Consider the following 14,272-nt stretch of genomic DNA (forward strand, 5'->3'; position numbering starts at 1 on the left):
TAATGATATGGCCGCGGCACGTAGGTGGTAGGTGAATTGTCAACTAACCCTTAATAAAATCCAAATATTCACTAAATATATTGACTGATGAAAATTGATTCGCAATAATCATTTTAGTTACAAATTTGAGTTGCTCGATCTGCAAAAGGAGAACATCATGCTGACTAGTTATCACATTAGATTACTCATAGAAGAATGCCGCAATATTGGATGGAGTGGGCTCAATGGTGTAACTGCTTCTATTCCGCAACTTCAAATTGATATTTTAAAACCGCCGTATGATTTTTTGGGCGTCCGAGGTAATCCTGCTGTCTTTGTCAATAAAGATACTTATGCCCTATTAGGACATCACCATAAAGATTGGGACATAAATCGAACTATTGCTTTTAAAAAAAATTTTTTTGAACAAAATACGATTGATATAATTGGGACGACTGTTCATGAAGCAGGACATGCGTTTAATGTTGCAGCAAAAATCGCTAATACTGAAGCCAATGCGTATATCTATGAAATTGAAGTAATGCGTAAACTTTTGGAAACGAAAAGTCCTTTGTTATTTGGTTGTACTTTCAGTGATGTCCAATCATTTTTTAAGCGGCGTCTTCCTTATTATAATAAAGGAATCTCTGACAAGTATCTTGCAAGCTTGGTAAAATCTATTAAAGAAGAATTTAAACTAGAAGAAGAGGCTCCATTAACAGAACAAAAGGACTCAAAAAACACTTCTATCTTTGTTACCGGAATAACCTTGTTTAAAAAGAAGCAATGGAATAAAGAAAGTGAAATAATTTCAGCAAAAATGAAGCAACGCTTCTCATTAAGTTAAGAGGAACGAGAAATAAAAAAGCAAAAATAGCATGGTTATAATTTAAGAAAAAATGGAGGTGTTTGGTAGGTATTTTAGCCGGTTTAGGTGGGCTCATTAGCATGCCCAGAAATAATTTTGCAAATATACAATACTTTTTAGGTATTATCTTGGCCTCAATTTATTTTTTGCTTTTAATAAGTTGAGCGAAAATGGCCGTTACGAAAGCATACCTGTCCATTATTATCGCATATCCTCGTTAACTTTTTGGCAGCAATGTGATGGAGTTATAGATATAGATTATTCAAATTTTGGTCGTGTGCTACTCGGTTTCTTTAATTTGGATTTTTGTTTAGAAAGAAAACCTGATTTTTTCCGTGAGGGATAAGCACTTTTTTTAATTGTTGCTTCTGAAGCAGGGACTCGATGCATAGGTTCAAAATCATCAATTTCTACTCGCTCAAGTTTCCGTTTAATTAATTTTTCTATAGCCTGTAATTGATGAGATTCATCAGCACTTACGAGTGAGACAGCAGTCCCAAAGGCTCCGGCGCGACCGGTTCGGCCGATGCGATGGACATAATCTTCAGGGACTTGTGGTAAATCGAAGTTAACCACACAAGGAAGTTTATCAATATCAATACCGCGGGCTGCAATGTCAGTAGCAACTAAAATATGCACTTCGCCTGATTTAAACTCAGTTAAAGCTTTTGTTCGTTGAGCTTGTGATTTATTGCCATGGATAGCCACTGAATGTATATGGTTTTCTGCTAACTGTTTTACCAATCGATTGGCGCCATGTTTAGTGCGTGAAAAAACCAAAGTTTGCTTCCATTTATTTTTATGAATTAAATGACAAAGAAGCTCAGACTTACGATTTTTATCCACAGGATGGATAATTTGTTTGACGTCGATTGCCGAGGTATTTCTAGGGGCTACATCAATTTCAACTGGTTGGCGCAATATGCTTTTTGCAAGCGAGCGTATTTTTTCAGAAAAAGTAGCAGAAAACATTAGGTTTTGTCTTTTCAAAGGCATCAATTTAATGATTTTTTTAATATCATGAATAAAACCCATATCCAACATACGATCCGCTTCATCCAAAATCAGAGTATCAACCTCATCAAAGCTTAAAGCGCGTTGTTGATGTAGATCTAATAGACGTCCAGGAGTTGCTACTAAAATTTCAACACCAGGGCGTAATTTCATCATTTGCGGATTTATCTTTACTCCGCCATAAACTACTGCAGAGCGTATTGTTAAATTCTGCGCAAATTGCACAGTATTTTCATATACCTGAGCCGCTAGCTCTCGGGTAGGAGTTAGAATTAAAACCTTTACCCGATTATTTTTAGTTCTGGGTTTTTGGCTTAATTGTTGTAGGACTGGTAATACAAACCCAGCTGTTTTACCGGTGCCGGTTTGCGCTGAAGCTAACAAATCGTAGCCAGATAAGACTACTGGAATTGCTTTTGATTGGATGGGGGTAGGCTCTGTGTAGCCTAATTTACTGATTGCTTGGACTAAAGGATCGATCAAACCTAATGCTGCAAAACTCATTGTTTTTCCTTATGTATTTACATTGCAGTTGAGGAAAAGACTGGTTGATAAACCTCTTTAGGTTATAATTTCATCAACGGAATGATTATTTTTAAAACAATTATATCATAAAGTTGATTATCAGGTAATGGGTGACACTTAGATTCTGAAAACTTATAACTCGTTTGAAAATTTGATTACATCGGTCTTTAGATTTTTTCGTCGTAAAAGAGAAAAATCACATCAGTTTGTTGGTATTTTGCTGCTCCGGCTCTGTTTCATCTTTGGCTAGGGCTTTTCTCACATCATCAATTATTTTATGGTATCGGCCTTTAAAACTGAAAATTCCATGTGCTTTTGAGTCTAGTGATTCCTGATGCTTTTTTATCAAATCCTTATCAATTTCAGGTGTAGACAAAGCTTTTGTTAATAGTTGTATAGTATTAATTGTTTCTTCATATTTTTGGGTTTTGTTAGCAGTAATACCCGAAGAAGCTAGAAATTTATTTATTTTATTCTCTTTACTGCTCTCTTTTTTTAATTGGTTCGCATATAATTCCAAGCTTATTATTTTTTTACTTAACTCTAAACGAGTTTTATTGTCAGGTTGTTCGATGTCCAGTGTCATTTTATTTTCAATTTGATTGAAAAATTCTATGCACTCTTTAAGCATTGGTCGTTTAGATTCATCCGCAGAAGTCATTTTCTCTAGGAAAGGCTTAATTATTAACTGGTCATAACTTAAGTATTTCTTGTTATTTAAAGTTTCTTTTTGATCATTTTGTAGAGAGAGGTCAAATTTTTCAGCAAGAATTTTTCCCAATGAATAGATGTCACTAGCCTTGGAGAATCTATATCCTTGATCTTTTGTAAAGCAATCAGGAGCCATGTAAGCTTGATCTGAGGATGAGGAAGAAAAGACGTGAGTCTCTTGAGGGGAGATAAATTTGCCACGATTAAAATCAACGATGTTAACGTTACCATTTTGAGCATCCCAAATAATATTGGCAGGTTTTAGATCAGAATGAATAATGCCATTATCATGTAATCTTTCAAGATTGCTGCAAAGTTTGGAGGCTAGTTTAACAAAAGTAATAGAACCATAACTAAATTTATCTTTATGTGCCTTATGCTGCACATCTTTTCCAGGATGTAAAGGCATTGCAATTATCGCTTCTTGCACATAGGCATCTTTTTCCAGAGTAAGTTCCTCATCAAGTTCAAATTTAATTTTTTTTGTACGTCCCCCAATAGAAAAGCCTCTATTTTGCTGTATTCTACTAAGAATTTCCTTTTCATGTTCTGTTTCTTTTTGAGCTTGTTCAATATCATCTTTCCCAAGTGTTCCACCTTCAGAAAAATCGGTCACTTTAATCGCAACATCAGTGCCAGGAAGCATGCTACCATTTTCAATATCCAGTTGAATTCCGTGTGATACCTCGCCAAATGCACCAGCTCCTAATTTTTGAGACATGAGGAAATAAATTGGATTTTTCTTTTCATCATATAATCGGACGATTTTATGTTCGTCTTCGCCATCTTCAAAAATGTTGTGTTTCTCAGATTTAGAAAAATGCTCTTTTGCTTTTTGTGAAAGTACTTTAATTCTCTCATGCATTATCGTGGTTATTTCAGTTTCAGGTACACCCATTTTTCCTACTCCATTGCATATATTTACGCGTCTAATAGAATTGAAGAATAAGATTAATTATGTACAGTAAGATTTAAATATAATTATAGTGGATAATTATTAATAAAATATTAATGCTATTTCTACATAATTAAGCATTGATTTTTTGAGGTGGAGTTATCTTCTTTATTATTGGCAGGCACTTTCTTAAAAAAGCTGGAGGTTGAGATTGGTTGGTTCCAGTCGTAACTTAAAGACTGAATTTTTTGCATGTAATTATTTGTTGCAAGGATTGCTCTATATCCTTTTGCCTGAGCCGATCGAATATTTTTCAGGTCATCATCAATAAGAACAATGGATTCTGGGGAACCTTTATATCCCATCTCTTGAATAACATATTGTATGTGTTCATTCTTATCAGAAGTATCTGGGTTCATTGGCAGCCAGGATTCAATATGTATTTTTTTAATTTCTTCAGAACTCAATCCTATGACTTCTTCTAGATATTGAGGAATAACCGTAGATCCATAGGCATTAAAGGATGCAATTGCGAGACGATGTCCATTTTCAATAATTGAGCGTATTGTTTTTTGCCAAATTTCTTCGCCTCCTATGGGAGGAATATTTTTAATAATTGCCCACACACTGTCTATGCCGCCAGTAGTAATATGTGACACAGCATTATGCGTATTTTCAGAAGCAATAGTCTCATCAAAATCTATAATGAAAAGAGGCATATAATATTCAATCTGAGGAATATAAAAACAATTGTACTCATTGATTGTTTATTGGTCAAGCAATAATACAGCCCTGCTATAAGCCCGTCTGACATGTATGCTAAGGGGGAGGTTTCCTATATCAAGTGCTATCCAAAAGATTTCAAAGGTTTCCAAAGTTATGAATGAACTCTAAAATTTATACCTTGTGGATAATTAATTTTGATTCCATGTGTCGAATTTTTTGGTAATCTAAAAAAATGGACTCGCGGTCTCCAGCCAAACTAATAATTCCAATACTTGTTAGATAATCTACTGTCTGGGGCACCTGGTCACCATTTTTAAACCAAATATACTTATTAAGCAAAGTCGGCAACATAGAAACTTCATCAAAGGCCTCAATATTCGATATTGTTCCTTTAGCAGGTGATTTCAAAAAAACAGGTACAACCGTTTTTTTGAAATCATAGTTTTTTGTCACGACATCACCATGGGCATAAATTTCAACTAATTTATCTGCTTGACTGCTGCCAGTTGCTTCTCTAGCAAATCCTACAACCGGACCTCCGCACATTCTCGCGCCTGACTCGATAAGGCGTGGTCCTTTTTCAGTGAGCATTATTTCGTTGTGAGCAGCTCCCCAGCGAACTCCCAAAGCATCTAGGGCTTTTTGAGTATAATCAAATAATTCACTATGTATTCCTTCGCTGTAAGGAACAAATTCAACGTAATCGAAAACAGTTTTACGATCATTAGAAGAGGTTTTATTATACTTGATCAAATGCGCCAAATAATGTTTTCCATTGGCGCTTACAGTGCCGACGGCAAATTCCGTACCAATAGCTTGTTCCTGTACAACCACTGTTTCGCTAATTTTTCCAGTAATTTTAGATGGCTCGGTTAAAACGTGGTTGAAAGCTCTTTTCCAATCCCCCATTGCTGGAATGTGGAAGACCTTATCACTGCCGGCAGAAATTGGAGGTTTAATTATAAGCGGAGAATCAGCTAACTCGTTTGTCTTAATCCAAATTTCAACTTCATTTTCGGATGAAGTATTAAGTGTCTTAAGGGCAGGTACACCCGCTTCATCCAAGGCTTTTTGCATTAGGGCTTTGTGTAATCTGTGAAGTGATTTCTTAGGATCATTGGTGAACTGAGGTGTTAAGGCTGTAGCAAGTTCTTCTGCCAGAGGAACTCCTTCTTCAGTACCAGGAATAATAGCAAGTGGGTTGTATTTCCTAAGAACCTCTACAAGGTTTGGTTGATAGGGAATAATCTCGGCAAAATCGGAAGGTTGAATTTTCGCTCCAAATCCAATCCAGTTTGGGGATTTAAAAGTGATTGCAATAGCAGGTATCCCTCGAGACTTAAAAGTGGGAGCCAATTCTATTCCTGAAGATAATGGTTCAACAATAACGACTGGTCTATTCACGTAATATATTCCTTTTTGAGTTTTTAATTAATATTAACTGACATATCAATACGACAAGTAATAAAGTTGCAGCAGGGAAAGGAAGATAGATTTCCCTAAATCCAGAAGTAATTATTAGACCACCAAGAGTCGTTCCTAAAGCTCCTCCCAGCCCAATGGCTGAAGCATTGATAGCGGCAAGAATGTTCCCCTGTTGTTCATGCAGTTCAAGTAAAATGTGTTGCTGGGGAGTCGTTGTAGCCCACCCGAAAGCGCCCCACATAAAGAAAGGAATTAATCCCCAATAGGGTAAGTTCTTCGTAAAAGGAATTGAAATGATAGTTAGCATGAGGCCAACTAAAATGAAAGCCATAATAACCCGTGGTTTTTCAGTTCGATCGATAAAAATCCCAACTAATGAGCTTCCTGTGAAACCTCCCAGTCCCCAAATAAACAACGTCATGGTGAGTGAATTGGGAGATCCTGATTGAATAGGGGCTACATACGAGTATAGTCCTAAGCTTGCCAGGGAAGTAAAACAGGTAATTCCAATGACTGATAGAATTTTTTGGTCGACGAAAAGGCGAAGTCTATCTCCAAATGATGGAGATTTGGGTAGCATTATATCTGCATTTTGTAGTGAAAAACCAATTAATGCAAGTAAGCCTAAAGTAACGATATAGGCAATCGAGGTCTGCCAATGAAACAATGAACAAAGGTAAAGTCCAAAGGGAACGCCAAATACTACACCGGCACTATTAGCACCCCAGACAAAACTTAAAACTCGCCCCTTGGCAGATGGATTAACAAGATGAATTGCAATGGTGATACATAACGGAGTAAAAATTCCAGCGCCTATTCCAGCAAAGGCCCTTCCTATTAGAAATAGTGCGATATTTTCAGAAACCAGCGTGATTAAATGGCCAAGAATGAATACAGTAAGTGCGAATTGAATAATGCGCTTAACTGACTTATTAATAAAGAGCATTGAAAATAGTGGAGCTGAAAGAAAATAAGTCAAGCTAAATAAGGTAATACCTTGCCCGGTTATTGCAATTGATTGTCCGATAGTTTGGCCAATTTGAGGTAATAGTCCAGCAATTAGAAATGAGCTGCAGCCTACTGTAAACATTCCTATTGCTAAAAAAATTAGATTTTTCATCATAACCTAGTCAATTCAAGTAGAGATTCCGCTTTATCTAAAGGCGCGGACGCTTCAATATAGGAGTCAGGCCTAACTAAAATGGCCTGATTTATATACTGAGGACTATTGGTCCAATATTCTGCCTGGTATTTGTTTGAATAAATTTGAATAACTTTTACAAATTCGGGTAGATTTCGAATCAATTTCTGATCGCCAAAGAGTAATAGTGTGAATTTAGTGTAGTCTAGAAGAGAATAAAGTCGTGTTTTGACGAAGCCATTAAAAATTTCAAAATCATATAGTCGTGAGCCACGAAGCCCCTGGCCCCCATAACGAATCCCCATTCCAGTTATGTTTCCTGCACGATTTTGTACAATCTTTACGTAATCTTGGGCGTGGGTTCCGTTCTGTGAGTACTTGGTTGAACGAACAAGCTCACCAGAAGTTTCAATCACACTTTGAGCAACAGGTTTACGTTCGTCTTCATAACTCTGCAACAGTTCTGCAGGAGCACCGAAATTTATAACCATATTTAACTTCCACATGAGGTTGAATGCGTCAGCAAGACCTGTGTTGAGCCCTTGTCCTCCGTTTACTGAATGAATATGACAGGCGTCACCTGCAAGAAAAATACGATTTCGTATAAAGAATTTCTCGGCTACAGATTCCTTGACCGAAAATTGTGAAAACCAGACAATCTCTTCAAACCTTAAGGTATGAGGCTGCATGGCATGATTAATTTTGTCAGTGGCATCCCTTAGAGTAAAGTGTTTAGTATCCATTCTTACGTAAAACCTATCGATTTCTCCTTCCCTTGGGATCCACGCCACATCGGATGTTTCAGCCTGAAAAACGATGATTTCGGGAACCTTTAAAAAATCAGTGTCTATAATGCCATCTATGACTGCCCATACTATTTGTGGTCGTATGATTTCAAAAGGTATTTTAAAGTGATTTCGAACAAAGGAACGAGACCCGTCCGCGCCTATAACGTAGCTTGATCGAATGCTTTCTCCATTGGATAGAGTTGTGAGGCACTCTCCCCCATTAAGGGTGATATCCTCAATTGTCAATGAACGTCTTACTGCAGCGCCAATCGTTTTAAGCTTTTCATCCAACAGTTTCTCTACATAGGACTGTCCAAGCATCAGGAAATGTTTATGTAGGCAGCCTTCCAGTTTATCCCACCATGAAGATTGGCGGGAGATGAATTTTCCACCCGCCCATACTGAGCTGGTGTTGCAAGTTTTTCCCAAAGGATAGAGCTCAGCAAATAAATCGATTATCTCAAGGAGTTGTAGAGTGCGCGCGTTAAGAGCATCTGCTCTACCAACTTCTAAAGGCCCATCACTCTTATCGACAATAATCGTGTGTAAACCACAAAGTTGTCCCAGGTATGAACACATAAGCCCAACAGGACCAGCTCCAACTATTACAATGTCTGCTGTTTGTGTGCTCATTCGTAAGACTCAAGACCAGGGTTACCCAAAGGGGGGGTACTCAAAACATGAACGCGTTGAATATGACGCGGAGATTTAGAGATAAACCCTTCTCTACCATGTAGCAGCGAAAAATTATCAGCAATGACTACATCCCCTATTTGCCATTCATGTGCATAAAAATTGCTCGGGTGGTACAGGGCCTTCTTTAAACTGATATGGAAGGCATCTAATTCTTCATGACTAATTCCAATAAACTCAAGATCTGGTGGGTTTACAAAATGCCCTTTGTCTTCAGAAGGAGGTTCATTGTAGCGAATGACTGACAAATCCTTTTGAGGGTGTTTGGTGATAATAGGCGACACAGTTTTACTATTATAAAATTCCATTTTTCTTTGATAGATCCCAGTCACCTTGCCCCAAAGCTCTCTTAATTCAGGAGATGCATGTTTTAAGACTAAAATTGTGTTTGAAAAAGTGGTTCGTCCACCTTGTCCTAATAAAGGAGCTTTTACACAATGAAAAATTTGATATTCAGGGATTTGGGGGCGATACATACCATCCCAATGCAGTGGAACATAACTATTATCAAAAATATGATCTTCTGGATTATCTTGCTCAATCAGCTCAAGTACTTTTCCAAATGGCCAAAGACTAACTTCCCCCCAGAATTCACAATAGTTAGAAAAATCCTCGGCATTTTGAAAAGTACCAAACCCTCTTAATAAAACAAGTTGTTCTTGCCAAAATAATTTGCGTAAGCTCTCTATATCCAGGTCTTTTACATTAATATTTATGCTATTAGGTTCTAAGAGCACACCAAATGGCTTAAGATGAGTAATCTTATAATTCATACTATACTCCTGCTGTGGATAAACTCTCATCTGTCATTAATTTATAATGACTGCGGCGTCCATCAGGAGAGTAAATTAATTTTGCACCTATCGCTTCAGCTTCTGAACGTTTCAGCAAGACATACCCATTTTTGCTTTCAACGGCCACTCCATGCCATGGTGTCATCCAGCTTTCGCTTCCTATTAAACGAATTCCTAATTTTTTTGCGCCGCAAGTTTGTGGATGAATGGATAATCGAACTGCCTCTGGAAAGTGCTCTCTAATTAAATTACTCCAGGCGTTACTCCTTCTGATAACCTCATATGCTTTGAAACGAGATTCTTTCTGGATAGCAGAACGACTTTTCGTTTGGTCTTTATGCATGGAGTCTTCAAATAAAAAGCGCGTGATTCCACGGTACATACGATTTGCTTCTTGTTCATCTGGCTTGCTGAAGATTTTGCGCCGTTGCGTACCTTATGCTTGAGAAAATCTAATGATTGTTCATAACTTTTCATCAGCTCGTTACGCATTTGGACAAAGTTGAGGTCTTTATAAAAGTCATCAAGGTTAAAAGTGGATATGTCTCGAAGAGACATTCCCTCTATCAATCTATCGAGTTCAACTTGATAAGCAGTCACATTGCTTTCCTTCATTCCAACCACATCACTAAAAACTCTTCCATCGGAACACAAAATAATTTTAATCCCAGGTGTGTAAAATTTTTTTATTCGTTGACAAAGATTCCCAAGAAAATTAAGTGCAAGTCGTTCAGCAAAATCTGGGAGTGGCCCAAGAACTTTTTCAGGGTTTGGAGACTTTCCAGGGAAGGCCGGCAATACAAAAATAACAGGCTTATGTTTTTCCACTGCTGAAATAACTTTTGGTAAATGTGGTGAAAGGCATTTTTGACAATCTGTATGCTTACATGATTTGCTGATCTCTGGAACACGGCGAAAAATCATGAACTCAGCTAATATCCTTTTAGCCATTTCCATAGCAGAATCGCTATCTGATGACTTTTTAAATTCGGAATTTTTAATAGAATGATTTTGAACTGCAATTAAACTGAAAGCGGTATTTTTCATCTTTTCTCTCCTGTGTGAGTAGATTACTAACTTTCAATCAATAAATAAAATGACTTATTCAAATGGTTGTGATAAGATTTACTTATGTCTTTATTATTAGATGATATAAAATATTTTATAGTTGTTAGCGATACTCTTAACATTACAAGGGCTTCAGAAATTATTGGGATATCTCAGCCTGCACTTAGTTATGCTGTAAAAAGATTAGAGAATAAACTTGGTGGACAACTACTTATTAGGCTTAAAAACGGTATCCAGCTAACAAAACTTGGAGAAGAGTTTAAGAAACGCTCTCATCGTCTATTATATGAATGGGAGCAGGCCCAAAATTTAGCTAATCCTGAATCAGGCCTTATTCAAGCAAGCTATACCATTGCTGTTCATCCCTCAGTTGCTCTTTACACTCTCGAATGTTTTATGCCAAAGCTTCAGGTTGGTTTCCCAGGGCTTGGATTTAATTTTATTCATGGCCTTTCAAGAGAGATGACAGAAAAAGTGATTAGTTGGGAAGCAGATTTTGGAATCGTTGTTAACCCGGTGAGACATCCCGATCTGGTTATTAGCCAGCTATATAAAGATGAGGTCACTGTTTTTTATGCCAAGAACGCACAGGATAGGCTGATTTATGATGAAAACCTTGCTCAATCACAATACATTCTTAACAAAATCGGCAATAAAACCATTTTTAATGGTGTGCTTAAATCTGCTAACCTGGAAGTTGTGGCCAAGTTGACATCCTTAGGTCTTGGATACGGTCTTCTACCCACAAGGGTTGCGTCTCAATATAATCATCTTAAAAAACTAAAAGGTGCTCCTATATTTAAAGATGAGATTTGTTTAGTGTATAGACCTGAAAAACACAACAATATAGCGAGTAAAAAAATTATCCAAATTATCAAGTCATCTCAATTTGAGAGAAATTATCTTGGAAAAAGCATTTGAGACCGTAGCGAGAAGATAAGGGCGTTGAAGATACTGGATCTTTTTGAATTTTTTCGTGAAAACAGTAGCTACCACTACGGTGAGAAGATTACGCTCAGCGGTGAATTCAAAGATGGCATTTAATAAAAATTCTTGGAATAAGGATTTTGAGGAAGATACTTCACTCTATGGAAGGATGAATGAGCATGCTGCAACAAATTCTTGATGAAATTGGTGTTACGATTAATGGTAATAAACCATACGATATCAAAATTCATGATAAGCGTTTTTACTTAGAAGTTCTTAAAAAAAAATCAATTGGCGCTGGCGAAAGCTATATGAAAGGTTGGTGGGACTGTGATCAACTGGATGAATTATTTTATCGAATTTGCCGACATAAGCTTTATGATAAATTGTCATCAACATTGTCTAATCTTTTTTTAAATCTCAAATATTCCCTTTTCAATCAACAATCACGCAGCAAATCCGAAACAGTCGCCAATGTTCACTACAATTTAGGCAACCGATTATACGAATGTATGCTAGGTAAAAGTATGGCCTATACTTGTGGCTATTGGAAAGAGGCAAGAAACCTGGATGAAGCAGAGTTCGCAAAGTACGAGCTTGTTTGTAAAAAGATGTATCTTAATCCCGGAGAGAAGGTACTAGAACTTGGATGCGGATGGGGCGGCCTTGCGAAGTACATTGCGGAAAAATATGGGTGTGAAGTGGTTGCTTGTGATATAGGAAGGGAACCTGCTGCTTATGCAAAAAATCTTTGTAGGGATCTTCCAGTAAAAATATATCAATGCGATTATCGTGACATAGAGGTTTACAATCTAAATGCAGAGAAGTTCGATAAAGTAGTCAGTGTTGGTGTTTTAGAACATGTTGGCTATAAAAATTATGGCACATTTCTCGATATAGCACGTCGATTTATAAAAGATGATGGCTTATTCTTATTACATTCAATTGGTGGAAATGTGACAAAAATTTATTGTGATCCATGGATAAATAAATATATTTTCCCCAATGGTCATTTACCCTCATTAAAACAGCTTGGCAAAGCGTTCGAAGGTCGATTTATAGTAGAAGATTTGCAAAATTTTGGTGCTTTTTATGATAAAACCTTATTAGGATGGTATCAAAATTTAAATGCCCATTGGCACGAATTAAAGTCATCATACGATGAAAATTTTCATCGTATGATGAATTATTATTTGCTTACTTGTGCTGGAGGATTCCGCGCACGTGATATGGAGCTTTGGCAATTTGCGCTTACACCAAAAGGGATGTTACATGGATACACAAGTTTTCGATAATGCGGAAAGATTAAGAAAGTACGAAGAAAAAAAAGCAAAATTAATGCAAGAACTATTAGCTCTTTCTATTGCTCAGGGTAATGGAATTAGACTAAAGAAAACCACATCCAATCTATTTCGCGATCGGAAACCGGCAAAAAAGAAAATTGATGTAAGGCATTTTAATCAAGTCATTTCGATTGACTCAATCAATCAAACTGCTGAAATTGAAGGCATGACAACGTATGAAGAAATCGTGAATAAGACGCTAGAATTCGATTTTCTACCTACGGTTGTCCCTCAATTGAAATCGATCACGATAGGAGGTGCACTCGCAGGTTGTGGTATTGAATCGTCCTCATTTCGTTATGGATTAGCCCATGAAACCATGCTGGAGTATGAAGTGATACTGGGTGATGGCCGTGTGATTACTGTCAATCAGAATAATGAGCATCAAAAATTTTACTATGCCTTCCCTAATACTTATGGAACATTAGGCTATGCACTCAAAATTAAAATCAAACTTATTCCAGTAAAGAAATATGTAAAATTAAATCATTTACATTTTACTAATGCAGAGGAATATTTTCTTCAATTAAAGAAATTATGTGGAGAAAATCGAACACAAAGTCCCATTTGCTTTATCGATGGTGTTATCTTTGATAAAGATAATATGTATATCACCTTAGGCGAGTTTGTTGATGATGCGCCATTTACCAGCAATTACAAATACATGAATATTTATTACCAATCCATCAAGAGAAAAAGCGTTGATTATCTAATAACAAAAGATTACATCTGGCGTTGGGATTCTGATTGGTTTTGGTGTTCCAAAAATTTTTTTATGCAAAATTATTTTGTACGTTTCTTGTTTGGCAAATTAATGTTGAAGTCGACTGTTTATATGAAAATAAGACGTTTTTTTAATTCGAATAAATTCGCACGAAAAGTGGCTGATGCAATGACTGGTCCAGTGGAATCAGTCATTCAGGATGTCGAAATTCCCATCCATCACGCCAAAAATTTCCTAGATTTTTTTCAACACGAAATTGGAATCAAACCAATTTGGATTTGTCCGACGAAGGCATATCAAGAAAATCATCTTTATTCATTTTATGAAATGGACCCTAATATACTGTATGTTAATTTCGGATTTTGGGATATGGTGCCAACAAAACATGAAGAAGGTTTTTACAATAAAAAAATCGAAAACAAAGTACAAGAATTAGATGGAAATAAATCCCTTTATTCACGGGTTTATTATTCTGAAGACCAATTTTGGAAAATATTTAATAAAGAATTGTATGATAGTTTGAAGAAACAATATGATCCAAAAGGAAGTTTCAGTGATTTATTTTTAAAATGTCATGGAAATTAAGTGATTGAGAAAACGTGAGGCAAAGGAATCACCAATTGGCCTCACGACTTTTCTCCTTATAATATA

11 protein-coding genes and 1 pseudogene are annotated in these 14,272 nt (G+C 36.6%); 4 read left to right on the forward strand and 8 right to left on the reverse strand.

Annotation, left to right across the window (positions count from 1 at the left end; all coding sequences use genetic code 11):
• Positions 1-157 precede the first annotated feature (157 nt).
• Complete coding sequence (locus OK13_RS02265; protein WP_052117523.1) at positions 158-826, forward strand: hypothetical protein; 669 nt, start codon at positions 158-160, stop codon at positions 824-826.
• A 279-nt stretch (positions 827-1,105) separates the two neighbouring features.
• Here OK13_RS02265 and OK13_RS02270 read toward each other — a convergent pair whose 3' ends face one another.
• The 8 genes and pseudogenes from OK13_RS02270 to OK13_RS02305 all read right to left on the reverse strand — a co-directional run bounded on the left by OK13_RS02270 (position 1,106) and on the right by OK13_RS02305 (position 10,606).
• Entirely contained in the window at positions 1,106-2,365 is a 1,260-nt protein-coding gene (locus OK13_RS02270; RefSeq protein ID WP_035887232.1) for a DEAD/DEAH box helicase, read from the reverse strand.
• Between the two features lie 217 nt (positions 2,366-2,582).
• Positions 2,583-3,995 (reverse strand): protein kinase domain-containing protein, encoded by a 1,413-nt coding sequence (locus tag OK13_RS02275; protein WP_035887233.1) that lies wholly within the window; start codon positions 3,993-3,995, stop codon positions 2,583-2,585.
• Between the two features lie 122 nt (positions 3,996-4,117).
• Positions 4,118-4,711, reverse strand: coding sequence for a hypothetical protein (locus tag OK13_RS02280; RefSeq protein ID WP_035887235.1), 594 nt, complete (start codon positions 4,709-4,711; stop codon positions 4,118-4,120).
• 178 nt (positions 4,712-4,889) lie between these two features.
• Positions 4,890-6,122 (reverse strand): ATP-grasp domain-containing protein, encoded by a 1,233-nt coding sequence (locus tag OK13_RS02285; protein WP_035887238.1) that lies wholly within the window; start codon positions 6,120-6,122, stop codon positions 4,890-4,892.
• Positions 6,115-7,266: an MFS transporter gene (locus tag OK13_RS02290; RefSeq protein WP_035887240.1), complete on the reverse strand. Its 1,152-nt coding sequence runs from the start codon at positions 7,264-7,266 to the stop codon at positions 6,115-6,117. Before OK13_RS02290 ends, OK13_RS02285 begins: the two co-directional genes overlap by 8 nt.
• Complete coding sequence (locus tag OK13_RS02295; RefSeq protein WP_035887242.1) at positions 7,263-8,705, reverse strand: FAD-binding protein; 1,443 nt, start codon at positions 8,703-8,705, stop codon at positions 7,263-7,265. The genes OK13_RS02290 and OK13_RS02295 overlap by 4 nt, the downstream gene beginning before the upstream one ends.
• The gene (locus OK13_RS02300) at positions 8,702-9,538 is read right to left on the reverse strand and encodes a TauD/TfdA dioxygenase family protein (protein WP_035887244.1); all 837 of its coding nucleotides are present in this window, start codon (positions 9,536-9,538) and stop codon (positions 8,702-8,704) included. Before OK13_RS02300 ends, OK13_RS02295 begins: the two co-directional genes overlap by 4 nt.
• Position 9,539: 1 nt before the next feature.
• Positions 9,540-10,606: pseudogene (locus OK13_RS02305) on the reverse strand (L-tyrosine/L-tryptophan isonitrile synthase family protein).
• 84 nt (positions 10,607-10,690) lie between these two features.
• On the opposite strand from OK13_RS02305, the gene OK13_RS02310 reads away from it, so the two are divergent.
• The 3 genes from OK13_RS02310 (at position 10,691) to OK13_RS02320 (ending at position 14,206) form a co-directional block, all read left to right on the forward strand.
• A complete protein-coding gene (locus OK13_RS02310) occupies positions 10,691-11,548 on the forward strand; it encodes a LysR family transcriptional regulator (protein ID WP_035887246.1) in 858 nt (285 codons plus the stop codon).
• 185 nt (positions 11,549-11,733) lie between these two features.
• Positions 11,734-12,849, forward strand: coding sequence for a cyclopropane fatty acyl phospholipid synthase (gene cfa / locus OK13_RS02315; RefSeq protein ID WP_052117524.1), 1,116 nt, complete (start codon positions 11,734-11,736; stop codon positions 12,847-12,849).
• Positions 12,827-14,206: an FAD-binding oxidoreductase gene (locus OK13_RS02320; RefSeq protein WP_035887250.1), complete on the forward strand. Its 1,380-nt coding sequence runs from the start codon at positions 12,827-12,829 to the stop codon at positions 14,204-14,206. Before cfa ends, OK13_RS02320 begins: the two co-directional genes overlap by 23 nt.
• Positions 14,207-14,272: the final 66 nt, after the last annotated feature.

Source organism: Legionella norrlandica (assembly GCF_000770585.1).
GTDB lineage: Bacteria > Pseudomonadota > Gammaproteobacteria > Legionellales > Legionellaceae > Legionella > Legionella norrlandica.

Bases quoted from the DNA above. Each gene is read 5' to 3' on its own strand.
- OK13_RS02265 (WP_052117523.1), top strand. From the start codon at position 158: ATGCTGACTAGTTATCACATTAGATTACTCATAGAAGAATGCCGCAAT.
- OK13_RS02270 (WP_035887232.1), bottom strand. From the start codon at position 2,365: ATGAGTTTTGCAGCATTAGGTTTGATCGATCCTTTAGTCCAAGCAATC.
- OK13_RS02275 (WP_035887233.1), bottom strand. From the start codon at position 3,995: ATGGGTGTACCTGAAACTGAAATAACCACGATAATGCATGAGAGAATT.
- OK13_RS02280 (WP_035887235.1), bottom strand. From the start codon at position 4,711: ATGCCTCTTTTCATTATAGATTTTGATGAGACTATTGCTTCTGAAAAT.
- OK13_RS02290 (WP_035887240.1), bottom strand. From the start codon at position 7,266: ATGATGAAAAATCTAATTTTTTTAGCAATAGGAATGTTTACAGTAGGC.
- OK13_RS02295 (WP_035887242.1), bottom strand. From the start codon at position 8,705: ATGAGCACACAAACAGCAGACATTGTAATAGTTGGAGCTGGTCCTGTT.
- OK13_RS02300 (WP_035887244.1), bottom strand. From the start codon at position 9,538: ATGAATTATAAGATTACTCATCTTAAGCCATTTGGTGTGCTCTTAGAA.
- OK13_RS02310 (WP_035887246.1), top strand. From the start codon at position 10,691: ATGTCTTTATTATTAGATGATATAAAATATTTTATAGTTGTTAGCGAT.
- cfa (WP_052117524.1), top strand. From the start codon at position 11,734: ATGCTGCAACAAATTCTTGATGAAATTGGTGTTACGATTAATGGTAAT.
- OK13_RS02320 (WP_035887250.1), top strand. From the start codon at position 12,827: ATGGATACACAAGTTTTCGATAATGCGGAAAGATTAAGAAAGTACGAA.